The organism is Kitasatospora sp. NPDC090308 (genome assembly GCF_044769485.1).
GTDB lineage: Bacteria > Actinomycetota > Actinomycetes > Streptomycetales > Streptomycetaceae > Kitasatospora > Kitasatospora fiedleri.
Window position 1 is genome coordinate 288579 of record NZ_JBIVXY010000002.1, and the last position, 22366, is coordinate 310944.

Sequence of the window (22366 nt, forward strand, 5' to 3'; positions counted from 1 at the left end):
TAGGCTGGGGAACGTTCCACCCCCCTTCCTCAGGAGTGCAGCTTCGTGGCCGTCAACCTCGCCACCATCGAGTCCGTCACCAAGGTGTACGGCACCAGGGCCCTGCTGGACGGGGTCAGCCTCGGCGTCAGCGAGGGCGACCGGATCGGTGTGGTGGGCCGCAACGGTGACGGCAAGACGACGCTGGTCCGGATGCTGGCGGGCCTGGAGGAGCCGGACAGCGGGCGGGTGACCTGGTCCGGCGGGCTGCAGATGGCGGTGCTGACGCAGCACGACTCGCTGGACCCGGCGGCCACCATCCGGCACGAGGTGATCGCCGGCCGGGCCGACCACGAGTGGCTCGGCGACGCCCGCATCCGCGACATCATCCAGGGCCTGTTCGGCGGCCTGGACCTGCCCGGCTTCGCCGACGGCCTGGACACCGTGATCGGCCCGCTCTCCGGCGGCGAGCGCCGCCGCATCGCGCTCGCCAAGCTGCTGCTCGGCGAACCCGACCTGGTCGTGCTGGACGAGCCCACCAACCACCTCGACGTGGAGGGCATCGCCTGGCTCGCCAAGCACCTCCAGAACCGCCGCTCGGCGCTGGTCTGCGTCACCCACGACCGGTGGTTCCTGGACCAGGTCTGCACCCGGATGTGGGACGTCCAGCGCGGCGAGGTCCGCGAGTACGAGGGCGGCTACTCGGACTACGTGTTCGCCCGCGCCGAGCGCTCCCGGATCGAGGCCACCGAGGAGCAGAAGCGGCAGAACCTGGCCCGCAAGGAGCTGGCCTGGCTGCGCCGCGGCGCCCCCGCCCGCACCTCCAAGCCGCGCTACCGGATCGAGGCCGCGAACGCGCTGATCGCGGACGTGCCGGAGCCGCGCGACAAGTCCGAGCTGATGAAGTTCGCCAACGCCCGCCTCGGCCGGACCGTCTTCGAGCTGGAGGACGTCACCGTCAAGGCCGGCGAGAAGCTGCTGCTGGAGCACCTCACCTGGCAGCTCGGCCCCGGCGACCGGATCGGCCTGCTCGGCGTCAACGGCGCGGGCAAGACCTCGCTGCTGCGGGCCATGCAGGCCGCGTACGCCACCCAGGGCGACGTGCAGCCGGCCGGCGGCGTGGTCAAGGTCGGCAAGACCGTCCGGCTGGCGTACCTCTCCCAGGAGGTCGCCGAGCTGGACCCGGCCACCCGCGTCCTGCAGGCCGTCGAGCAGGTCCGCGGCCGGGTCGACCTCGGCAAGGGCCGGGAGATGAGCGCCGGGCAGCTGTGCGAGCAGTTCGGCTTCGGCAAGGACAAGCAGTGGACGCCGGTCGGCGACCTGTCCGGCGGCGAGCGCCGCCGCCTCCAGCTGCTGCGGCTCCTGATGGACGAGCCGAACGTGCTCTTCCTCGACGAGCCCACCAACGACCTCGACATCGAGACGCTCAACCAGCTGGAGGACCTGCTCGACGGCTGGCCCGGCTCGATGGTCGTCATCAGCCACGACCGGTTCTTCATCGAGCGCACCACCGACACCGCGTACGCCCTGCTCGGCGACCGCCGGATGCGGATGCTGCCCGGCGGCGTCGACGAGTACCTGGAGCGCCGCACCGCGATGGCGGAGGCCGCCGCCCAGGCCGCCGCCGCCCGGGTGCCGGCCGCCGCGGAGACCACCGGGCTGTCGGCGGGCGACCTGCGGGCCGCCAAGAAGGAGATGCAGAAGCTGGAGCGGCAGATCGCCAAGCTGGACCAGCAGGAGTCCAAGCTGCACACCCAACTGGCCGAGCACGCCGCCGACTTCTCCAAGGTCGCCGAGCTGGACGCGCAGCTGCGCAAGGTCCGCGAGGAGAAGGAGGAGCTGGAGATGTCCTGGCTGGAACTGGCCGACCAGGTCTGACCCGCCCGGGCCCGGCCGCGGACACCTGGCGGGGCCTCGGACGCCCGGCGGGGCCGTGGCCCCCTGGCTCGGCTCGGCCGCTCGGCCTGGCCCCAGTCGCTCGGGCCCGGGCTTCGACCGCTCGGTCGAGCCTTAGCCGTCCTGCTCGGCTCCGGTCGCCCGGCTCGGGCCCCGGCCGTGCGACGCGGGCTTCGGCCGCCCGGCCGGGCCTCAGCCGTCCAGGAGCTGGTCGAGTTCGTCGGCGGCCCGGGCCAGCGCGCTGCGGGACGGGTCGTGCGGGCCGGTCGGGCCGGCGATCCGGCCGGTCGGGGGGTGGTGGGTGCGGGCTGCGGCGGTGATCCGGTCCAGCGAGGTCAGCACCCGTTCGATCACCTCCGGCTCCGGCTGCCGGCCGCCGTAGCGCAGCTGGGCGGCGTACGCGGCCACCGCGCCGGACATCCGTTCCAGCGCGGCGGTGGTGGGCAGCCAGCGTTCGGCGAGCCGGCCGGCGGGCGGGGGTTCGGCCAGGCCGAGGTCCACCTGCCGGCGGGCGTCGGCCAGTGATCGGTACGCGGTGCGGCGCAGCCACACCTCGGCGACCGGCTGGGTGCGTCCGGCGACCACCGCGGCCAGGTAGCGGCGCAGGGTGGCGGCGGCGGTGACGACGCTGGGCTCGATCCGGTGCGGCGGCCGGTCGGGCCACAGCAGGTAGCCGAAGACCAGCACGATGCCGCTGGCCAGCGCGGTGTCCAGGACCCGCGGCCAGAACTCGGCGGCCCCGCTCTCCCCGCCGAGCTGCACCAGCAGCAGCGCGACCGGCGTCATCACGATGGTGTTCAGCCCGTAGTGCGCGGCCGTCGAGTACGGCAGCAGCGCCACGCAGAGCGAGATGGCCAGGCTCAGCGCCCAGGGGTTCGTGGTCAGCGCCAGCAGCACCGCGGTGACCGCGATGCCCAGCACGGTGCCCAGCGCCCGGCTCACCGCCCGCTGGAACACCGAACCCAGGTCCGGCTTGAGGACGAACGCCACCGTCATCGGCACCCAGTAGCTGCGGCTCAGCGTCACCCCGTTGACCAGCGTCTCGGCGACCGCCACGCACAGCGCCACCCGCAGCCCGTAGCGCACCGAGCCCCGGGACAGCAGCCGGGCGCGCAGCCGCCACGGGTCGGGCGGCGGCGGGGCGGCGGTGTCCAGCGGCGCCCAGCGGCCCGCGACGGTGTCGGCGGCGGCCCGCAGCGCGGTGTCGAACGCCGTCCGGGACGGGGTGTCCGGCCGCCAGTCGGGGTAGTCGGGCTCGGGGCCGCCGGTGATCCGGGCGGCCAGCCGGGCGGGCAGCTCCGCCACCTCCGGCGGCACCGGGCGCCAGGCCCACAGCAGCCCGGCCGCCGCCTCGGTGGCGCCCAGCGCGGCCTCGTACGAGCGGCGCAGCCAGCGCAGCCGCTCCGACTCGCGCCGGTCCGGGCGGGGCGGCGGCAGCAGGTCCTGCATCTGGTTGAGCCGGCCGGTGAGCAGGCGGCGGGCCGCCGCGCCGTCCGGGGTGCCGAGGGCGGCGAGCAGGCCGCCGAGTGCCAGGTAGACCTCGGCGAGCGCCCGGGTGCGCGGATCGGAGCGGACGTCGGTGCGGTAGCGCACCCCCATCAGCAGCACCAGCGCGGCCCCGCACGGCATCATCGCGGGCGCCGCCCACCACGGGTGCGGCAGCGCCATCCCGCCGCCCAGCGAGGCCGACACCAGCAGCAGCATCCCGGCCGCCGACCCGCGCGGCCCGGTCGCGGACAGCGCCCCGCCCGCGAAGCCCACCGCGGTCAGCGCCGCCCCGATCTCCAGGCCGCCCGCGCCCCGGTACTGCAGTTCGGCGCCGATCAGCATCCCGGCCGTCGACGCCGCCAGCGCCAGCGCGATCCGCGGCGCCCGCAGCCGCAGCGGCTCCACCCGGTCGTTCATCGTCGCGTGCATCGCCCCCAGCGCGGCGAACACTCCCAGCGCCATCCGGTCGCACAGCAGCCCGGCCAGCAGCGGCACCGCCATCCCCACCGCGGCCCGCACCACCAGCGCCCGCGCCACCACCGGGCGGCTCGGCCGCAGGGCCAGCGCCCACCACGCGGAGGGGTCGCCGGAAGCACGGCTGCGGCCGGGGGCTGACACAGGATCACGCCTTCGCTGCACGGGAGTTCGCGGCTGCTGGGCGACATTGCACGGCAGATCGGGTCTTCTCGGGCAGTTTAGCCCTCCGACCTGGCCGAAGCGGATTTCCCAACCCGTCCGCGGAGCATGTAGTGTTTTCCTCGTCGCAAGGGGAACCGCGAGGGACCCGGAGCAACAAGCCCCTATAGCTCAGTCGGTAGAGCGTCTCCATGGTAAGGAGAAGGTCTGCGGTTCGATTCCGCATGGGGGCTCAGGACAGCGAGGCCCCGCCGTGAGGCGGGGCCTTTCGCGTTGTCCCGTTCGGGCCGCCCCGCGCGGGTCGCCCCCTCCGCGTTGCCCGGGGCCGGTTCCGGAGGTGCTCTGGCGGGGCGGGCGATTGTGCGCTGTGATGGTGCGTCTGTCGGGCCCGGAGGGGGAGGCGCGGGATGAGCGCACGGCTCGTGGTGGCGGACGACCACCGGCTGATGGCCGAGGCGCTGGGGTCGGCCCTGCAGCAGCGCGGGCACCGGGTGCTGGGGATCGGGGCGCCGTGCGGGGCGGTGCTGGAACTGGTGGCGGGGCGGCGGCCGGAGGTGTGCCTGCTGGGGACGGCGGGCGGGCCGGACGACCCGTTCGGGCCGCTGCGGCGGCTGCGCCGGGAGCGGCCGGAGATCGCGGTGGTGGTACTCGGCCCGCTCGGCGCGCCGGGGCGGGTCGCGGCGGCGTTCGCGGCGGGGGCGGCCGGGTACGTCCGCAGCGACGAGCGGATCGAGGTGGTGGACCGGGCGATCGTCCGGGTGCGGGCCGGGGAGGCGGCGGTCGGGGTCGACGTGCTGCGGGCGGCGTTCGAGCACCTGCTGTGGCCGGCGGCCGAGCCGGACGACGAGGCGCTGCGGCTGCTGCGGCTGCTGACCCGGCGGGAGGTGCAGGTGCTGGCCCGGATCGCGGACGGCGAGGACACGGCGGCGATCGCCGCGGCGATGCGGATCGCCCCGTCCACCGCCCGCACGCACGTCCAGCGGGTGCTGACCAAACTGGGCGCGCGGTCCCGGCTGGAGGCGGCCGCGCTGGCGGCCCGGACCGGGCTGCTGGACCAACTGGCCTGATCTTCCCGTGAGTTCACCGTCCGGCCCGGCGCGGGGGCGGGAGGCCCGCCCGGCCGGCCCGGACGGGCGGTTCAGACGGGTGCCCTATGCTCCGGTCGAGGAACACCCGAAATGTCGCGGAGGTCGGAGAACATGGGCAAGTACCTGGTCACGGGCGGAGCCGGTTACGTGGGGAGCGTGGTGGCGGCGCACCTGCTGGAGGCGGGCCACCGGGTGACGGTGCTGGACGACCTGTCGACCGGGTTCGCGGAAGGGGTGCCGGACGGGGCGGAGTTCGTGCGGGGCCGGATCCAGGAGGCGGCCGGGGTGCTGGACTCCTCCTTCGACGGCGTGCTGCACTTCGCGGCCTCCTCCCAGGTCGGCGAGTCGGTGGCGGACCCGGAGAAGTACTGGCGCAACAACGTGGCCGGTTCGCTGGAGCTGGTGGCGGCGATGCGCAAGGCCGGGGTGGGCACGCTGGTGTTCTCCTCCACCGCGGCGGTGTACGGGGAGCCCGAGGAGGTGCCGATCAAGGAGAGCGCGCGGACGGCGCCCACCAACACCTACGGGGCCACCAAGCTGGCGGTGGACCACCTGATCACCTCCGAGGCGACCGCGCACGGCCTGGCCGCGGTGAGCCTGCGCTACTTCAACGTGGCCGGGGCGTACGGGCGTTACGGGGAGCGGCACGAGCCGGAGTCGCACCTGATCCCGCTGGTGTTCCAGGCGGCGCTGGGGCAGCGCCCGGACATCGCGGTGTTCGGCGAGGACTACCCGACCCCGGACGGCACCTGCATCCGGGACTACATCCACATCGCCGACCTGGCCGAGGCGCACCTGCTGGCGCTGGACGCCGCCAGGCCCGGCGAGCACCTGGTGTGCAACCTGGGCAACGGCACCGGCTTCTCGGTGCGCGAGGTGATCGAGTCCGTCCGGCGCGTCACCGGCCGGGAGATCCCGGTCCGGATCGCCGACCGCCGCCCGGGCGACCCGGCCGTCCTGGTCGCCGCCGCCGACCGCGCCCGCGAGGCGCTCGGCTGGACCCCGAAGCGCCCCGACCTCGACCGGATCGTCGCCGACGCCTGGGAGTTCACCCTCGCCCACCGCGCCTGACCAGCCCGCTCCCCGGCCCGGCTCCCGCCCCCGGAGACCCTGTGTACAGGAACTTCACCAAACCCCCACGCCGCGGCGGCGCACGCCCGTAGGCTGAGTGAGGCACCGGTGGGGGTCGGGCCACGAGCAGGGGGGCAAGGACGATGGGGCGTATGCGCGTCCTGGTGGTCGACGGCCACCGGATCTTCGCCGAGGCGCTCGCCACGGCACTGGCCGCCGAACCCGACGTGGACGTCGGGGCGGCGGGCAGCGCGGCGGCGGCCGAACGGGCGCTGGAGCGGGCGGTGGCCGAACACCGCCCGTACGACGTGGTGCTGGTCGACGTCGACCTGGGCGCCGTCCCGCTGCCGCCCCGCGCCCCGGCCGGACCGCCGTCGCCGCACCCGCAGGCCGCCCCGCCGCCCCGCGTGCAGGCCGCCGCGCCCGGGCCGCCCGCGCCCCGGCGCGCCCCGGCCGGGCCGCGACAGCCGCACCATCCGCAACAGCGGCCCGCCGCCGTCCAGTTGACGCCGCCGCAGCTCCCCGCCGTCCGGTCCGGCGAGGTCCGGCCGCTGACCGACGGGATCGCCCTGGTCGCCCGCGTCCGGCGGGCCCACCCGGAGGTGCGGGCCGTCCTGCTGGCCGCCGCGGACGACCCGCAGCGGGCCGCCCGGGCCCTCCAGGCCGGGGCCAACGGCTGGGTGGCGCGCGAGAGTTCGCTCAGCGCGCTGATGACCGTGGTGCGCGGCGTGCGCCGCGACGAGACGCACCTGCCGCCCGCGCTGCTCACCGGCGTGGTCCGCGAACTGACCTCGGCCCGCCGCGACCGCTCGGAGAGCGAGCGGCTGGTCGCCGCGCTCACCCCCCGCGAGGAGGAGGTGCTGCGCTGCATGGTCGCCGGGCTCGGCCGGCAGGCCGTCGCCGAGCGGCTGTTCCTCTCCCCGCACACCGTCCGCACCCACATGCAGAACGTCCTGGGCAAGCTGGGGGTGCACTCCACGCTCGCGGCGGTCGCGGTCGCCCGCCGGGCCGGGATCGCGCCCTCCGAACCGCCCGTCCCCGTCCCCCCGCCGACCGTCGCGGCCGCCACAGGCCCCGGCGCGGGCTGAACGAGCCCCCGCCTCCCCCGCACGTTCCACTCCGTGATTCAGGGAAACCGGAGGTCAGATGTTGCCGCACCGCACTGCCGCACGCCCGCACGGGGCCCGTACCCGCCCACCGGACGGCTCCACCGGCCTGCGCACCCTGGTGGTCGGGGCCGGTTCCGCCGGCACCGCCCTGGTCCGCGACCTGGGCCGGACCCCGGAGTTCGGCCTCGACCCGGTCGGCGTCCTGGACGACGACCCGGCCAAGGCCGGCCGGGACGTCTCCGGCAGCCCCGTCCTGGGCCCGCTCGCCGACCTCACCGACCTGGCGCTGCGCCACCGCGCCCAGGTCGTCGTCCTCGCCATCCCGGGCCTGCCGCACCAGCGGGTGCGGACCCTGGCCACCGCCGCGGCCGCCGCCGGCGCGGCCGTCCGCTACCTGCCGTCCTTCCTGGCCGCGCTGCGCCGCGAGGTGGTCGGCTCGGACATGCGCACCCTGGACGTCAACCGGCTGATCGGGCGGCACGAGGTGCACGTGGTCTCGCCGGACGTCCGCACCGTGATCGAGGGCCGCCGGGTCCTGGTGACCGGTGCCGGCGGCTCGATCGGCAGCGAACTGTGCCGCCAGGTCCAGGCGTTCGGGCCGGCCGCGCTCTACATGCTCGACCACGACGAGTCCAACCTGCACCGCCTCCAGCTCGACATCTGGGGCGAGGCGCTGCTCACCGACGACTCGCTGGTCATCGCCGACATCCGGGACCGCCCCCGGATCCAGCAGATCTTCCGCGACCTGCGCCCCGACGTGGTCTTCCACGCCGCCGCGCACAAGCACCTGCCGCTGCTGGAGCGCCACCCCAGCGAGGCCGTCAAGTCCAACGTCCTGGGCACCGACCACCTGGTCGAGGCCGCGCTGGCCACCGGCGTCGAGCGGTTCGTGCTGATCTCCACCGACAAGGCCGCCGACCCGACCTCGGTGCTGGGCGCGAGCAAGCGGCTGGCCGAACTCATCGTCCAGGCCAACGCCCGCGACGCCCGCAACCTCGGCACCGGCGTCTTCGCCGCCGTCCGCTTCGGCAACGTGCTCGGCTCGCGCGGCTCGCTGCTGTCCGTCCTGGAGGAACAGCTGCGCAGCGGCGGCCCGGTGACGGTCACCCACCCCGACGTCACCCGCTTCTTCATGACCATCGAGGAGGCCGTCGGCCTGGTCCTGGAGGCCGGGCGGATGGCCGAGGGCGGCGAGGTCTTCGTGCTCGACATGGGCGAGCCGGTCCGGATCGTCGACCTGGTCCACAACTTCGCCGAACAGGTCCAACTCGGCGCGGACGAGGTCGAGATCCGCTACACCGGCCTGCGGGCCGGCGAGAAGCTCAACGAGGCCCTGTTCTCCGCCGCCGAGGAACGCCTGCCCACCGCCCACCCCCGGATCTTCGCCACCGCCGCCGACCACGCCGCCGCCCCCGAGGACCTGGCCGGCGGCCTCACCGGCCTCTACGCGGCGGCCACCACCAACGACGACCCCGAAGTCCGCGACCGCCTGGCGGCCCTGCTCCCCGGCTACCAGACCGCCCCCGCCCGCACCCCGGCGCTCGCCACCCCGTACCCGGACGGCTTCTGAGCCCGTGACACCGGCCCCGCCGGGGCCGGGCTCAGCTGCTGCGGTCGAAGGGGGCGACCAGGTCGCGCAGCAGGGCGGCGAGTTCTGCCTGCTGGGCGGGGGCGAGCTGGGAGAGGATCTCGCGCTCGTGGGCGAGGAGGCCGGCCAGGGCCTGGTCGGCCTGGTCGCGGCCGGCCCCGGTGAGGCGGACCAGGACGCCGCGGCGGTCGTCCGGGTCGGGGAGGCGGACGACCAGGCCCTTGGCGGTGAGGCGGTCGATCCGGTTGGTCATGGTGCCGGAGGTGACCAGGGTCTGGGTGAGCAGCTGGCCGGGGGAGAGCTGGTAGGGGGAGCCGGCCCGGCGCAGGGCGGTGAGGACGTCGAACTCCCAGGGTTCGAGACCGTGCTCGGCGAAGGCGGTGCGGCGGGCGCGGTCCAGGTGGCGGGCGAGGCGGCTCACCCGACTGAGGACCTCAAGCGGTTCCACGTCGAGGTCGGGGCGCTCTCGGCGCCATGCTGCGACCAGGCGGTCGACCTCGTCCTCCATGACGATCAGTGTATCGGGGGGTGTGTCGATGTGAAGTCTCTTGACATCAAGAGATAACAAAGGAAGTCTCGGCGTGACAGGGATATCTTGACATCGAGATACTTTCCGGAGCCGCGCCATGCCCGCCCACTGGGACGCCGACCAGTACCTGCACTACGCCGACCTGCGCAACCGCCCGTTCGACGACCTGCTCGCCCGGGTCCCCGGCCTGCCGCCCCGCCCCACCGTGCTGGACCTCGGCTGCGGCCCCGGCAACTCCACCGCCGCCCTGCGCCGCCGCTGGCCCGACGCCCGGCTGCTCGGCCTCGACACCTCGCCCGAACTGCTGGCCCGGGCCCGCGGCGCCGACGGCGAGCCCACCGCCGAGTACCGCGAGCAGGACGTCACCGCCTACGACCCGGCCCCCGAACGGCCCCACCTGATCGCCTCCAACGCCGCCCTGCACTGGATGGACACCGACACCGCCGACCACCTCGCCCTGCTGCCCCGCTGGGCGGCCGCGCTGCGCCCCGGCGGGGTGATCGCCTTCCAGCTGCCCGGCAACTTCGCCGCCCCCAGCCACACCCTGCTCGCCGAGCTGCGCCGCAGCCCGCGCTGGCGCGACCGCCTGGGCACCGCCCGCCCCGACGCCTCCTGCCACGCCCCGGACCGCTACGCCCGGACGCTGCTGGCCGCGGGCTGCGCCGTGGACGTCTGGGAGAGCACCTACACGATGGTGCTCCAGGGCCCCGACCCGGTGCTGGAGTGGGTCAAGGGCTCCGCGCTGCGCCCGGTGCTGGACCGGCTGCCGGAGCCGGCCGAGCGGGCCGAGTTCCTGGCCGGGTACGGCGCGCTGCTGCGCGCGGCGTACCCGGCGACCGAGCACGGCACCCTGTTCCCGTTCCGCCGGGTCTTCGCGGTGGCCGTCAAGCACTGAGGAGCCTCCGGACGGCCGCCGGGTCACTTCGCGCCGGGCAGCGCCGGGTGCCGGCCCAGCACCACCACGCCGACCACGACCGCGGCCAGCCCGGCGCTCTGCCAGGCCAGCGCCCCGGGGGTGAGCCGGAGCCGGTCGCCGAGGAAGCCGACCGCGCAGGCGATCCCGGCCAGCGGCTGGGCGGCGGTCAGCGCGGGCAGCGACATCCGCAGCGGGGCGGCCTCGAACGCGGACTGCACCAGCAGCAGCCCGACCACGCCCAGGCCGAGCACGGTGTACGGCGGCCAGGACACCAGCGCGGCCGCCGCCCCGTCCTGGTCGATCCGGTCGAAGGTGGCGCGGGTGAGCGCGTCCTGGAGGCCGTAGAGCAGCCCGGCGGCCAGCGCCAGCAGGGTGGCCTCCTCGAACAGCGGAAGCCGGCGGGCCACCGCGACCAGCAGCAGGGCCAGGCCGGAGACGATGCCGATCACCAGCCAGTGGCGCAGCGGCCCGGCCGCCGGGCCGCCGCCCCGGGGCTGCCCGGCGGCGATGAACGCGGTGACGCCGAGGGCGATCAGGGCGACGCCGGCCCAGCCGGAGCGGCCCAGCCGGGTGCCGGTGATCCGGCGGGCCAGCAGCATCGCCCAGACCAGGTTGGTGGCCAGCAGCGGTTCCACCAGGGTGACTTCGCCCTGGCTGAGGGCGAGCGCGGAGAGCACCTGGCCGCCGATCATGAAGGCGATGCCGAGCAGCCAGTCGGGCATCCGCACCAGGTCGAGCAGCAGCCGCCAGCGCAGCAGGTCCCCGCTGGGCGCGCGCTGGGCGGCGTGCTGCTGCAGGACGAATCCGGCGCCCAGCAGGCAGGCCGCGCCGAGGGCCAGCAGGAAGACCGCCACGGGACCGCCCCTGTCGTGCGTGTCGGCCCGGCGGCCCCGGTGGCGGGGCCGGGCCGGTCAGTTCTTGCGGTCGCCGACCAGCTTGGGGTGCCGCTCCAGGCCCTCCAGGCCGTGCCAGGCGAGGTTGACCAGGTGGGCGGCGACCTCCGCCTTGGCGGGCTTGCGCACTTCCAGCCACCACTGGCCGGTCAGCGCCACCATGCCGACCAGCATCTGCGAGTACATCGGCGCCAGCCTGGCGTCGAAGCCCCGGGACTTGAACTCCAGGCCGAGGATGTCCTCGACCTGGGTGGCGATGTCGCCGATCAGCGAGGCGAAGGAGCCGGTGGACTGGGCCACCGGCGAGTCCCGGACCAGGATCTTGAAACCGTCGGTGGAGGTGTCGATGTAGTCCATCAGCGCGAACGCGGCCTGCTCCAGCAGCTCGCGGGAGTGCCCGCCGGTCAGCGCGCCGGTGACCATGTCGAGCAGCAGCTGCATCTCGCGGTCGACCACCACCGCGTACAGGCCCTCCTTGCCGCCGAAGTGCTCGTACACGACGGGCTTGGAGACCCCGGCGCGCTCGGCGATCTCCTCGACCGAGGTGCCGTCGTAGCCGCGTTCGGCGAAGACCGTCCGGCCGATCTCCAGCAGCTGCTCGCGGCGCTGCTTGCCGGTCATCCGCACCCGGCCGGCGCTCTTGCCCCCGCCGCGGCGCGAGGGCTGCCGATGGCCGGCGCTGTCTCCGTTGGTCCCGTTCACCCCTCCATCATGCTGTAGGCGCTGACTCATGCGGCGCGGCGGGCGGCGATCCGCTCCGCGCCGGGCCAGCGGACGTCGTGCGCCCAGCCCGCCTGTTCGAACCAGCGGATGACCCGGGCCGAGGAGTCGACCTGGCCGCGGAGCACGCCGTGCCGGGCCGAGGTGGGGTCGGCGTGGTGCAGGTTGTGCCAGGACTCGCCGCAGGAGAGCACGGCCAGCCACCACACGTTGCCGGACCGGTCGCGGGACTTGAACGGGCGGGCGCCCACCGCGTGGCAGATCGAGTTGATCGACCAGGTGACGTGGTGCAGCAGCGCGACCCGGACCAGCGAGCCCCAGAAGAAGGCGGTCAGCGCGCCCTGCCAGCTCCAGGTGGCCAGGCCGCCGACCAGCGCGGGCAGGCCGAGCGAGAGCAGCGTCCACAGCCAGAACAGCCGGGAGATGCGCCTTATGGCCGGGTCGCGGACCAGGTCGGGCGCGTAGGTGAGCTGCGAGGTCTGCTCCTCGTCGAACATCCAGCCCATGTGCGCCCACCACAGGCCCTTGAGCAGCGCGGGCACGCTCTCGCCGTAGCGCCACGGCGAGTGCGGGTCGCCGTCCTTGTCGGAGTAGCGGTGGTGCTTGCGGTGGTCGGCGACCCAGCGCACCAGCGGGCCCTCGACGGCCAGCGAGCCGAGCACGGCCAGGCCGAGCCGCAGCGGGCGGTTGGCCTTGAAGGCGCCGTGGGTGAAGTAGCGGTGGTAGCCGACGGTGATGCCGTGGCAGGTCAGGAAGTACATGGCGACGGCGATCCCGGCGTCCAGCCAGGACAGCCCCCAGCCCCAGGCCGCCGGGACGGCGGCCAGCAGGGCCAGGAAGGGCACCGCGATGAACAGGATCAGGGTGGCGCGCTCCAGCGCGCCCTGCTTCTCGCCGCCTCTGGTGGCGGACAACGCGGTGGCGGTTCGCTGTGCGTCCTCGGCGGCGCTCGGCGGCGCCTGCCCGGCCTGGATGGTCATGGCGCTTCCCTGGGGGAGAGGGGACCGGCGGAGTACCTACGTGACCGTAACTTACGGCATCGTAGGTACCGGGCCCGGGAAAACGGAAGGGCCCCGCGCGCACGTGTCGCACCGTTCGCCCGCCGGATCCCGGCCCGTCGGTAGCGCGTCGGTAGCGCGTCGGCGGTCCGCCGACGGCCCGTCCACGGGGCGCGACCTGCGCGGTCGGGGGGCGCGGGCCGGGGCGCCTTCGGGGAAGGTGGTGGAGCTACGGGCCGTCAACCCGTAGGCTGTGCTGGGCGCGCGTCGCGCCCGTTCCGCCGTGGTGTAATGGCAGCACAGGGCCCTTTGGAGGCCTTTGTCTGGGTTCGAATCCTAGCGGCGGAGCCTCTTCCCGGCCGGGCGCCGTCCCGGTCCGACCGTTTCGGACGGTTTGTCTTCCTTTTCTCTCGGTATTGTTCGGTGCGCCCTCAATCCGCATCGACCGAGGAGTCTCCCCGCGTGAGTGCCAACCAGCCCGCCGCCGTCATCGTGCTCGCCGCCGGGGGCGGTACCCGAATGAAGTCCAGGGCGCTGCCGAAGGTGCTGCACGAGATCTGCGGGCGCTCCCTGGTGGGCCACGCGGTCAGCGCCGCACAGGAGTTGACGCCCGGTCAGCTGGTCGTGGTGATCGGCCACCTGCGCGAGCTGGTCCAGGCCCACCTGGCCGAGCACCACCCGGCCGCCCGCCCGGTCGTCCAGACCGAGCAGAACGGCACCGGCCACGCGGTGCGCACCGCGCTGGAGGCGCTCGCCGCCGACGGCGTGCAGCTGGACGGCACCGTGCTGGTCACCACCGGCGACGCCCCGCTGCTGACCGGCACCACCCTGGCGGCGCTGGCCGCCGCCCACGCCGAGCAGGGCAACGGCGTCACCGTGCTGACCGCCCGCGTCCCCGACGCCACCGGCTACGGCCGGATCCTGCGCGGCCCGGACGGCGCGGTCGCCGCGATCGTCGAGCACAAGGACGCCACCGCCGAGCAGCTGGCCGTCGACGAGATCAACTCCGGGGTGTTCGCCTTCGACGCCAAGCTGCTGGCGCTCGCCCTGTCGCTGGTCGGCACCGACAACGCGCAGGGCGAGGAGTACCTGACCGACACCCTGGAGATCCTCCGCCGGGAGGGCCACCGGGTGGGCGCGGTGGTCGCCGCCGACCACCGGGAGATCGTCGGCATCAACGACCGGGTGCAGCTCGCCGCGGCCCGCCGGCTGCTCAACGACCGCCTGCTGGAGAACGCCATGCGGGCCGGCGTCACCGTGGTCGACCCGGCCTCCACCTGGTTCGACGTCCAGGTCACCTACGAGCCGGACGCGCTGGTGCACCCGAACACCCAGCTGCACGGCGCCAGCCACCTGGGCGAGGGCTGCGAGGTCGGCCCGAACACCACGCTGACCGACACCGCGGTCGGCGCGGGCGCCCGTGTGAGCAACACCACGGCCGACCGGGCCGAGATCGGCCCGGAGGCCGCGGTGGGCCCGTACGCGTACCTGCGGCCGGGCACCAGGCTGGCCCGGGGGGCGAAGGCCGGCACCTACGTCGAGATCAAGAACTCGGAGCTCGGCGAGGGGGCGAAGGTCCCGCACCTGTCGTACATCGGGGACGCGACGATCGGCGAGGGCACCAACGTCGGTGCGGCGTCCGTCACAGTCAACTACGACGGCGTGAACAAGCACCGGACGGTGATCGGGGCCCACTGCCGCACGGGTTCCGACAACATGTTCATCGCTCCGGTGACGGTCGGTGACGGCGCCTACACGGCCGCCGGGTCGGTGATCACCAACGACGTCCCGGCCGGTTCGCTGGGCGTCGCGCGGGCCCAGCAGCGCAACATCGCGGGCTGGGTTGAGCGGAAGCGGCCCGGTTCGGCCTCGGCCCGCGCGGCGGCGGAGGCCGGTGGGGCGGAGTAGTCGGGCGTGACGGCCGGGGATCTTGAGGAGTGGTCCCCGGCCGCCGGAGCTTCCGCGGGGCGCGTAACCTGATGTACATACGTGCGCCATCGGGCCAGTCCGGCCGTGCCTCGGCGTACTCACCCAGAGTGGCAATACACGAGGAGACGGTGCAGTGAGCGGGATCACGACCTCCGGTGAGAAGAAGCTGAAACTCTTTTCCGGCCGTGCCCACCACGAACTTGCCGAGGAGGTCGCCCGCGAACTGGGCACCGAACTCGTCCCGACCAAGGCCCTGGACTTCGCCAACGGCGAGATCTACGTCCGCTTCCTGGAGTCCGCCCGCGGTGCGGACTGCTTCGTGATCCAGAGCCACACGGCTCCGATCAACCAGTGGATCATGGAGCAGCTGATCATGATCGACGCGCTCAAGCGCGCGTCGGCCCGCAGCATCACCGCCATCCTCCCCTTCTACGGCTACGCCCGGCAGGACAAGAAGCACCTCGGCCGCGAGCCCATCTCGGCCCGCCTGGTCGCCGACCTGCTGCGCCAGGCCGGCGCCGACCGGCTGATGGCCGTGGACCTGCACACCGCGCAGATCCAGGGCTTCTTCGACGGCCCGGTGGACCACCTGTTCGCGCTGCCGATGCTCGCCGACTACGTGGGCGACCGCGTCCCGGACCGCTCCAAGCTGACCGTCGTCTCCCCGGACGCCGGCCGGGTGAAGGTCGCCGACCAGTGGTGCGACCGCCTCGGCGCCCCGCTGGCGATCATCCACAAGCGCCGCGACATGTCGCAGGCCAACACCATCCTGTCCGCCGAGGTGGTCGGCGACGTCAGGGACCGGGTCTGCGTCCTGGTCGACGACATGATCGACACCGCCGGCACCATCTGCGCCGCCGCCGACGCGCTGTTCGACGCCGGCGCCGCCGACGTCCTGGTGGCCGCCACCCACGGCGTGCTCTCCGGCCCGGCCGCGGACCGGCTGAAGAACTCCCGGGTCAGCGAGTTCGTGTTCACCAACACCCTGCCGACCCCCGCCCAGCTCCAGCTGGACAAGATCACCACGCTGTCGATCGCCCCGTCGATCGCCGCCGCGGTGCGCGAGGTGTTCGAGGACGGCTCGGTCACCAGCCTCTTCGAGGGCGTGCACTGACCCTCCGTCAGCCACCCGCCAGCCCCCTGGTCGGCCCCCGGTCCCGCACGGGAACCGGGGGCCGATTTCACGTCCGTGCCACCCCCCGGTTAGTCTTGGGAGACTGCTCGGCGAGGGATGCCCATTCGGTGCTCCGTGATCGACGCGCGAGAACGATGCGCCTTGATCGAACCGCCGAGCGTCCCCCCAAACGTACTTGAGGGTGTGGCCCGGCGGTTCTGTCGTTCCTGCACCCCTTCGCTTCACGAGGAGTGCAGCCGTGTCCGAGATCCGCCTTGCCGCCGAAGCCCGCACCGAGTTCGGCAAGGGTGCCGCCCGCCGCGCCCGCCGCGCCGGCTTCGTCCCCGGTGTCGTGTACGGCCACGGCCACACCCCGGTGCACCTGAACCTGCCCGGCCACGACCTGATGATGGCCCTCAAGACCCCGAACGCCCTGCTGGTCGTCCCGATCGAGGGCAAGGACGAGTTCGTGCTGCCGAAGGCCGTCCAGCGCGAGGCCATCAAGCGCACCATCGAGCACGTCGACCTGCTGCTGGTCAAGCGCGGCGAGAAGGTCACCGTGGAGATCCCGGTCCACACCGAGGGCGAGCTGGCCCCCGGCGGCAACCTGATCGAGAACGTGCTGAACGCCCTCCCGATCGAGGCCGAGGCCACCCACCTGCCCGAGTCGGTCACCGTCTCGATCGAGGGCCTGGAGGCCGGCGCCGCCATCACCGCCGGCGACATCACCCTGCCCTCCGGCGTGACCCTGGCCGTCGAGGCCGACACCGTCGTGCTGCAGGTCATCGGCGCCCAGGCCCCCGAGGCCACCGAGGAGGAGGAGGCCGAGACCGAGGCCGCCGCCGCCGACGAGGCCGTCGAGGCCTGATCACCGCTCCCTCGCTGCCCCGGCCGTCCCGCCCCGCGCGCGGACGGCCGGGGCAGCGGCGTGTCCGGGATGATGTGACGGTACGGAGAACACCCGCGTGAGGAGCGGCATGAGCGAGTACGACGGCCCCTGGCTGGTGGTGGGCCTCGGCAACCCGGGCAAGGAGTACGCCCGCAACCGGCACAACATCGGCTTCATGGTGGTCGAGCTGCTGGCCCGGCGGATGGGCGCGAAGTTCAAGGCCCACAAGAGCCGGGCCCAGGTCGCCGAGGGGCGGCTGTCCGGCAAGCGGGTCGTGCTGGCCGAGCCGATGAGCTTCATGAACCTCTCGGGCGGGCCGGTCACCGCGCTGCGCGACTTCTACAAGGTTCCGACCCCGGCGATCGTCGCCGTCCACGACGAGCTCGACCTCGACTACGCGGCGCTGCGGCTGAAGACCGGCGGCGGCGACAACGGCCACAACGGCCTCAAGTCGCTCACCAAGTCGCTCGGCCCCGACTACCACCGGGTCCGCTGCGGGATCGGCCGCCCGCCCGGCCGGATGGAGGTGGCCGACTTCGTGCTCAAGGACTTCTCGGCCACCGAGCGCAAGGACCTCGACTGGTTCGTCGACCGGGCCGCCGACGCCGTCGAGGCGCTGCTCGCCGACGGCCTGGAGCGGGCCCAGCAGAACTACAACTCCTGACCCCCGCCGCCGGGTTGGCACTCAGTGCAGGCGCGGACCGGGATTCGACCACCCTCCGTACACAACGTTCATGCAACGCTTCCCCGTTGGAAGCTGACCTGGGGTCAGAAACGGCCGGGGATCGGATACCGTCGAAACCGGTGCCGCAAGGATTGAAGTGCCGTCTATGGGGGTATGGACCGTGATCCGGTCAGAGCGCGTGGGCAAGGTCGTCGGAGGCACCGTCCTGTGCCTGGCCGCCGGGGGATGGGTCGCCGGGCCCGCCGCGGCCGCCGAACCCACCTCCGTCCCGGAGCCCGCCGCGGCCCGGATCGCCCCGCCCACCGGCTCGGTCGGCTCGGCCGGCGGGTACGCGGTCGGCGGCGGCCTGGTGGTGGTGGCCGGCGGCGCGGCGGCCTGGCTGCGCAAGCGCAGGCGGGCCTGAACGAAGGACGCGCGAACGGCGGCGGCCCGCCCCCTCGGTGGACGAGGGGGCGGGCCGCCGCGGTGCGCGGTGCGCGGATCAGCCGGTGTTGCGCAGGCCCGCCGCGATGCCGTTCACGGTGAGCAGCAGCGCGCGGGCGCGCAGCGGGTCCTCCGGGCGGCCGGCCGCGACCTCCTCGCGCTGCCGGCGCAGCAGCGCGACCTGGAGGTAGGAGATCGGGTCGAGGTAGGCGTCGCGCACGGTGAAGGTCTGCTTGAGGACCTCGTTGTGCTCCAGCAGCTCCGACTCGCCGGTCAGCCGCAGCACCTCGCGCAGGGTGAGGTCGTGCTCGGCGACGATCTGGTCGAAGACGTGGTGCAGCTCGGCCGGGACCAGCTGCTCGACGTAGTGGCGGGCGATCCGCAGGTCCGTCTTGGCCAGCGTCATGGCGACGTTGGACAGGAAGTTCCGGAAGAAGTGCCAGTTGCCGTGCATCTCGTCCAGCACGTCCGTCAGCCCGGCCTCGCGGGCCGCCGCCAGGCCGGAGCCCACGCCGTACCAGCCGGGGACGATCTGCCGGGACTGCGTCCAGCCGAACACCCACGGGATGGCCCGCAGGCCGTCCAGGCCCGCGCCGCTGTCGGGGCGGCGGGACGGGCGGGAGCCCAGGTGCAGCGAGGCCAGCTGGTCGACCGGCGTCGCCGCGAAGAAGTACTTCGGCAGGTCCTCCTGCTCGACCAGCGCCCGGTACGCGGTGTGCGCGGCGGCCGAGACCTGGTCCATCGCCGCGTCCCAGCGGGCCAGCTCCTCCGGGGCCTGCCGGGGCGCGGTGTGCAGCGCGGACGCGGCCAGCGTGGCGGAGAGGGTCAGCTCCAGGTTCTCCCGGGCCAGCGAGGGCAGCAGGTACTTGTCGGAGATCACCTCGCCCTGCTCGGTGACCTTGATCTCGCCCTCCAGGGTGCCCCACGGCTGGGCCAGGATCGCCTCGTGCGAGGGGCCGCCGCCGCGGCCGACGGTGCCGCCGCGGCCGTGGAACAGCCGCAGCCGGATGCCGTAGCGGTGCGCGACGTCGCGCAGCCGGCGCTGGGCCCGGTGGATCTCCCACTGCGAGGTGGTGATGCCGCCGAACTTCGAGGAGTCCGAGTAGCCGAGCATGACCTCCTGGATGTCGCCGCGCAGCGACACCAGCAGCCGGTACGACGGGTCGGAGAGCATCTCGTCCAGGATGCGGTCGGCCTCCTGGAGCTCGTCGGTGGTCTCCAGCAGCGGCACGATGCCGATCTTGGCGATGCCCGCGTGCAGGTCGATCAGGCCGGCCTCGCGGGCCAGCACCGCCGCCGCGAACACGTCGTCCGCGCCCTGGCACATCGAGATGATGTACGACTCGACGATCTCGTCGCCGAACCGCTCGAAGCCCTCCCGGATGGTGGTGAACACGCCCAGCGTCTTGGCGCCCGCGGCGTCCAGCGGGGCCGGGGTCGGGGCCAGCGGGCGGCGCGAGCGCATCTCCTTGGAGAGCAGGCGCTGGCGGTACTCGCGCGGCATGTCGGTGTAGCGCCACGCCTCCTCGCCGAGCCGGTCGAACAGCTGGCCCAGCGCGTGGTGGTGCGCCTCGGCGTGCTCGCGCACGTCCATGGTGGCCAGCTGGAGGCCGAACGCCTCGATGGTGCGGATCGCCCGGGCCAGGCGGCCGTCGGCGATCAGGCCGCCGCGGTGGGCGCGCAGCGAGTCCTGGATCAGGCGCAGGTCGGCCAGCAGGTCGCGGGTGCCGACGTAGTCCCGGCCCGGGGTGGGCGCGGTGCCCGCGGCGAGGCGGTCGCGGGTGTTCTCCAGCTTGATCCGGATGCAGGTGGCCTTGAGCCGGTACGGCTCCTCGGCGTTCATCCGCTTGTAGCGCGGGCTCAGCTCCGGCAGGTGCGCCAGGTCGGCGTCCAGCGAGGCCAGCAGCTCCTCGGAGGCCCCGGCCAGCCGGACCGAGGTGGAGAGCGAGGCGCGCAGGTCGTCGATGGCCGCCAGGGCGTCCTTGATGCCGTACTCGTGCTGGAGGTTGAGCACGTCCCAGGTGACCCGCGGGGTGACGTTCGGGTTGCCGTCGCGGTCGCCGCCGATCCAGGTGCCGAAGGTCAGCGGGCGCACGCCCTCGGGCAGCGTCAGGCCGACCCGGGCGAGCTCCTCGTGCAGCTCCTCCAGCACCTCCGGGACGGCGTCGCGGTACAGCTCGTCCAGGTAGTAGACGGCGTTGCGGGCCTCGTCGGTGGGCTCCGGGCGGGCGATCCGCAGCTCGTCGGTCTGCCAGAGCAGGTCGATCACCTCGGCCAGGCGGCGGTCGGCCTGGCGGCGGGCCGAGGTCTGCCGGGCGCTGTCGATCCGGCCGGTGGCGTCCTGCTCGCGGTGGATGCGCTCCAGCAGCTCGCCGACCCGGCGCAGCTTGTTCAGCACCGAGCGGCGGGCCGCCTCGGTCGGGTGCGCGGTGAACACCGGGCGCACCGCGAGGTTGGCCAGGGTGTCCGCCAGGTGCTTCGGGTCCGCCTCCTTCAGCTGGTCGGCGGTCTGCGACAGCAGCGAGCCCTCGCGGGCCCGGCGCGAGGCGAACTCCCGGCCGCGGTGCACCTGTTCCGTGACGTTCGCCAGGTGGAAGTAGGTCGAGAAGGCGCGCACCAGCTTCGCGGCGGTGTCCAGGTCGATCTCCGCCAGCAGCTGCGCGGTCGCCTCGCCGTCGGTGCGGCTCAGCAGGCGCACCTGCTCGACCAGGCCCAGGAGTTCGGGGCCCTCCTGGCGCACCAGTGTCTCGCCGAGCAGGTCGCCGAGGCGGCGGATGTCCGCCCGCAGCGCGGCGTTGTCCGCGTCGGCGATCGCGGACGGGCTGTCCGCCTGAGTGGGGACCGGAGCGGTCACGGCTGTCTCCCTGTGGTGGTGGGGTTCGGCAACGGCTCTGACATCACCGCGGTGCGGGTGACGGGTGCGGACCGCGCTGTCCGACGGGCAACAGCATAGGTGGCACGGGGTGCCAGAACGGAGAGGTGGCCGGATGGCGGACAGGTCGGGCGGGGCCGGGTGCGCGCCCCCGGCCGGCGACCCCCACTGCGTATCGTGTCGGTCATGAGTGAGAAGCCGGCGGGGGACGGCCTGTGGTGGTGGACGCGCAGACGCGGCGCGGCGCTGGACCTGGCACTGGCCGCGGTGTCGGCGGTGGAGTGCGCCGCGGGGGCGTACGGGCTGGTCCGGGACCGGCTGGGCTGGGGCCCGCCCGCGACGGTGGTCTGCGTGGTGCTGGGGGCGCTCGCCGGGGCGTCGCTGGTGGTGCGGCGCCGGTGGCCGGTGGTGCCGGTGGTGGTGGCGCTGGTGTTCGTGCCGGGGTTCTTCGGCGTGGTGCTGCTGGCGGTGTCGCTGTACACGCTGGCGGCGACCTGGGAGTGGCCCTCGCGGCGGGCCCGGGTGGTGGTGCTGTCGGCGGTCGCGATGGTGGAGACCTTCGGCATGGTGCTGTTCGCCACCACGGCGCCCAGCAAGGCCCCGCCCGCCGAACCGCTGCCGCCGACCTGGGTGTTCGTGGTGATCTCGGCGTTCGTCGCGGTCGGCATGGCGGTCGCCCCGATGGTGACCGGCCTGTACGTGGGGGCGCGGCGCCGGCTGGTGGAGTCGCTCAAGGACCGGGCCCAGGGCCTGGAGACCGAGCTGACCCTGCTGGCCGAGCAGGCCCGGGAGCGGGCCTGGCGGGCCCGGGCCGAGGAGCGCACCCGGATCGCCCGGGAGATGCACGACGTGGTCGCGCACCGGGTCAGCCTGATGGTGGTGCACGCCGCCGCGGTGGAGCGGATCGTCCCCAAGGACCCGGCGAAGGCCCAGCAGTCGGCGAAGCTGATCGGCGAGACCGGCCGGCAGGCGCTGGACGAACTCCGGGAGATCCTGGGCGTGCTGCGGATGACCGAGCCGCAGGAGCAGGTCGAGGCCCCGGTCGGCGGGCTGGGCGAACTGCCGGAGCTGGTCGAGCAGTCCCGGGTGGCGGGCATGGCGGTGTCGCTGGCGGTCAGCGGCGAGCCCCGGGCGTACGTCGCCGAGGCCGAGCAGACCGCGTACCGGGTGGTGCAGGAGGGCCTGACCAACGCGCACAAGTACGCGGGCGGGGCGCGGGTCGCGGTGCTGCTGGCGTACGTGCCGAACGGGGTGCGGGTGTCGGTGGTGAACGACTGCCCGGGCACGGCGGCGCCGGTGGCGCTGCCCAGCGGCGGCAACGGGCTGGTCGGGATGCGCGAGCGGGTGGTGGCGCTCGGCGGCGGCTTCCACGCCGGGCCGGAGGACGGCGGCGGGTTCCGGGTGGAGGCGGTGCTGCCCTCGCGGCTGCGGCGCTCGGCCGGGTCGGCGGGCTGACGGGGCGCTGCTCGGCGGGGCGCTGCTCGCCGGGCCGCGGTCGGACGGGCCGCTGTCGGGCGGCCCGGCGCGGGCAGGCCCGCGCGGT

Annotated in this window: 18 protein-coding genes and 2 tRNA genes; 14 read left to right on the plus strand and 6 right to left on the minus strand. The window is 74.3% G+C overall.

Going from position 1 to position 22366, the window contains the following annotated elements; genetic code table 11:
- Positions 1-45: 45 nt before the first annotated feature.
- Positions 46-1857, plus strand: coding sequence for an ABC-F family ATP-binding cassette domain-containing protein (locus tag ACIQVD_RS05310; RefSeq protein ID WP_400682256.1), 1812 nt, complete (start codon positions 46-48; stop codon positions 1855-1857).
- 210 nt (positions 1858-2067) lie between these two features.
- Here the strand turns inward: ACIQVD_RS05310 and ACIQVD_RS05315 are convergent, their stop codons facing one another.
- Positions 2068-3981, minus strand: a complete 1914-nt coding sequence (locus ACIQVD_RS05315; protein WP_400682254.1) for an FUSC family protein — start codon at positions 3979-3981, stop codon at positions 2068-2070.
- Between the two features lie 178 nt (positions 3982-4159).
- Between ACIQVD_RS05315 and ACIQVD_RS05320 the strand changes: the two genes are divergently transcribed.
- The 5 genes from ACIQVD_RS05320 (at position 4160) to ACIQVD_RS05340 (ending at position 8837) form a co-directional block, all read left to right on the plus strand.
- A tRNA-Thr gene (locus tag ACIQVD_RS05320) sits at positions 4160-4232 on the plus strand.
- A 174-nt stretch (positions 4233-4406) separates the two neighbouring features.
- Positions 4407-5066, plus strand: coding sequence for a LuxR C-terminal-related transcriptional regulator (locus ACIQVD_RS05325; RefSeq protein WP_400682253.1), 660 nt, complete (start codon positions 4407-4409; stop codon positions 5064-5066).
- A 111-nt stretch (positions 5067-5177) separates the two neighbouring features.
- Entirely contained in the window at positions 5178-6158 is a 981-nt protein-coding gene (galE, locus tag ACIQVD_RS05330; protein WP_402286182.1) for a UDP-glucose 4-epimerase GalE, read from the plus strand.
- A 143-nt stretch (positions 6159-6301) separates the two neighbouring features.
- Positions 6302-7246: a LuxR C-terminal-related transcriptional regulator gene (locus tag ACIQVD_RS05335; protein ID WP_402286184.1), complete on the plus strand. Its 945-nt coding sequence runs from the start codon at positions 6302-6304 to the stop codon at positions 7244-7246.
- 58 nt (positions 7247-7304) lie between these two features.
- Entirely contained in the window at positions 7305-8837 is a 1533-nt protein-coding gene (locus tag ACIQVD_RS05340; protein ID WP_400682248.1) for a polysaccharide biosynthesis protein, read from the plus strand.
- Between the two features lie 31 nt (positions 8838-8868).
- On the opposite strand, the gene ACIQVD_RS05345 is transcribed toward ACIQVD_RS05340, so the two are convergent.
- Positions 8869-9363, minus strand: coding sequence for a MarR family winged helix-turn-helix transcriptional regulator (locus tag ACIQVD_RS05345; protein WP_400682247.1), 495 nt, complete (start codon positions 9361-9363; stop codon positions 8869-8871).
- 118 nt (positions 9364-9481) lie between these two features.
- On the opposite strand from ACIQVD_RS05345, the gene ACIQVD_RS05350 reads away from it, so the two are divergent.
- Entirely contained in the window at positions 9482-10279 is a 798-nt protein-coding gene (locus tag ACIQVD_RS05350; RefSeq protein ID WP_402286187.1) for a methyltransferase domain-containing protein, read from the plus strand.
- A 23-nt stretch (positions 10280-10302) separates the two neighbouring features.
- Here the strand turns inward: ACIQVD_RS05350 and ACIQVD_RS05355 are convergent, their stop codons facing one another.
- Genes ACIQVD_RS05355 through ACIQVD_RS05365 form a run of 3 tightly spaced genes read right to left on the minus strand, consistent with a single transcriptional unit; the run spans position 10303 to position 12893 of the window.
- Positions 10303-11154, minus strand: a complete 852-nt coding sequence (locus tag ACIQVD_RS05355) for a DMT family transporter (protein WP_400682244.1) — start codon at positions 11152-11154, stop codon at positions 10303-10305.
- Positions 11155-11211: 57 nt separating this feature from the next.
- Complete coding sequence (locus tag ACIQVD_RS05360) at positions 11212-11895, minus strand: TetR/AcrR family transcriptional regulator (RefSeq protein WP_100836621.1); 684 nt, start codon at positions 11893-11895, stop codon at positions 11212-11214.
- Between the two features lie 26 nt (positions 11896-11921).
- Positions 11922-12893, minus strand: coding sequence for an acyl-CoA desaturase (locus tag ACIQVD_RS05365; protein ID WP_400682243.1), 972 nt, complete (start codon positions 12891-12893; stop codon positions 11922-11924).
- A 295-nt stretch (positions 12894-13188) separates the two neighbouring features.
- On the opposite strand from ACIQVD_RS05365, the gene ACIQVD_RS05370 reads away from it, so the two are divergent.
- From ACIQVD_RS05370 to ACIQVD_RS05395, 6 genes are all read left to right on the plus strand, one after another.
- Positions 13189-13259: transfer RNA gene (locus ACIQVD_RS05370), tRNA-Gln, on the plus strand.
- A 114-nt stretch (positions 13260-13373) separates the two neighbouring features.
- Positions 13374-14819 (plus strand): bifunctional UDP-N-acetylglucosamine diphosphorylase/glucosamine-1-phosphate N-acetyltransferase GlmU, encoded by a 1446-nt coding sequence (gene glmU / locus ACIQVD_RS05375; protein ID WP_100836619.1) that lies wholly within the window; start codon positions 13374-13376, stop codon positions 14817-14819.
- A 154-nt stretch (positions 14820-14973) separates the two neighbouring features.
- Positions 14974-15954 carry a ribose-phosphate diphosphokinase gene (locus tag ACIQVD_RS05380; protein ID WP_111555635.1) on the plus strand — a complete coding sequence of 327 codons (981 nt, stop codon included), beginning with the start codon at positions 14974-14976 and terminating at the stop codon, positions 15952-15954.
- Between the two features lie 259 nt (positions 15955-16213).
- A complete protein-coding gene (locus tag ACIQVD_RS05385) occupies positions 16214-16822 on the plus strand; it encodes a 50S ribosomal protein L25/general stress protein Ctc (protein ID WP_400682241.1) in 609 nt (202 codons plus the stop codon).
- Between the two features lie 109 nt (positions 16823-16931).
- A complete protein-coding gene (pth, locus tag ACIQVD_RS05390; protein ID WP_400682239.1) occupies positions 16932-17507 on the plus strand; it encodes an aminoacyl-tRNA hydrolase in 576 nt (191 codons plus the stop codon).
- Positions 17508-17706: 199 nt separating this feature from the next.
- Complete coding sequence (locus ACIQVD_RS05395; RefSeq protein WP_282202377.1) at positions 17707-17931, plus strand: hypothetical protein; 225 nt, start codon at positions 17707-17709, stop codon at positions 17929-17931.
- Between the two features lie 78 nt (positions 17932-18009).
- Here the strand turns inward: ACIQVD_RS05395 and ppc are convergent, their stop codons facing one another.
- On the minus strand, positions 18010-20805 hold the full coding sequence (gene ppc, locus ACIQVD_RS05400; RefSeq protein WP_400682237.1) for a phosphoenolpyruvate carboxylase: 2796 nt from the start codon (positions 20803-20805) through the stop codon (positions 18010-18012).
- A 204-nt stretch (positions 20806-21009) separates the two neighbouring features.
- On the opposite strand from ppc, the gene ACIQVD_RS05405 reads away from it, so the two are divergent.
- Positions 21010-22278, plus strand: a complete 1269-nt coding sequence (locus ACIQVD_RS05405) for a sensor histidine kinase (protein WP_402286195.1) — start codon at positions 21010-21012, stop codon at positions 22276-22278.
- Positions 22279-22366: the final 88 nt, after the last annotated feature.

Bases quoted from the DNA above. Each gene is read 5' to 3' on its own strand.
- ACIQVD_RS05350 (WP_402286187.1), top strand. From the start codon at position 9,482: ATGCCCGCCCACTGGGACGCCGACCAGTACCTGCACTACGCCGACCTG.
- ACIQVD_RS05345 (WP_400682247.1), bottom strand. From the start codon at position 9,363: ATGGAGGACGAGGTCGACCGCCTGGTCGCAGCATGGCGCCGAGAGCGC.
- ACIQVD_RS05340 (WP_400682248.1), top strand. From the start codon at position 7,305: ATGTTGCCGCACCGCACTGCCGCACGCCCGCACGGGGCCCGTACCCGC.
- ACIQVD_RS05325 (WP_400682253.1), top strand. From the start codon at position 4,407: ATGAGCGCACGGCTCGTGGTGGCGGACGACCACCGGCTGATGGCCGAG.
- galE (WP_402286182.1), top strand. From the start codon at position 5,178: ATGTCGCGGAGGTCGGAGAACATGGGCAAGTACCTGGTCACGGGCGGA.
- ACIQVD_RS05365 (WP_400682243.1), bottom strand. From the start codon at position 12,893: ATGACCATCCAGGCCGGGCAGGCGCCGCCGAGCGCCGCCGAGGACGCA.
- ACIQVD_RS05405 (WP_402286195.1), top strand. From the start codon at position 21,010: ATGAGTGAGAAGCCGGCGGGGGACGGCCTGTGGTGGTGGACGCGCAGA.
- ACIQVD_RS05335 (WP_402286184.1), top strand. From the start codon at position 6,302: ATGGGGCGTATGCGCGTCCTGGTGGTCGACGGCCACCGGATCTTCGCC.
- pth (WP_400682239.1), top strand. From the start codon at position 16,932: ATGAGCGAGTACGACGGCCCCTGGCTGGTGGTGGGCCTCGGCAACCCG.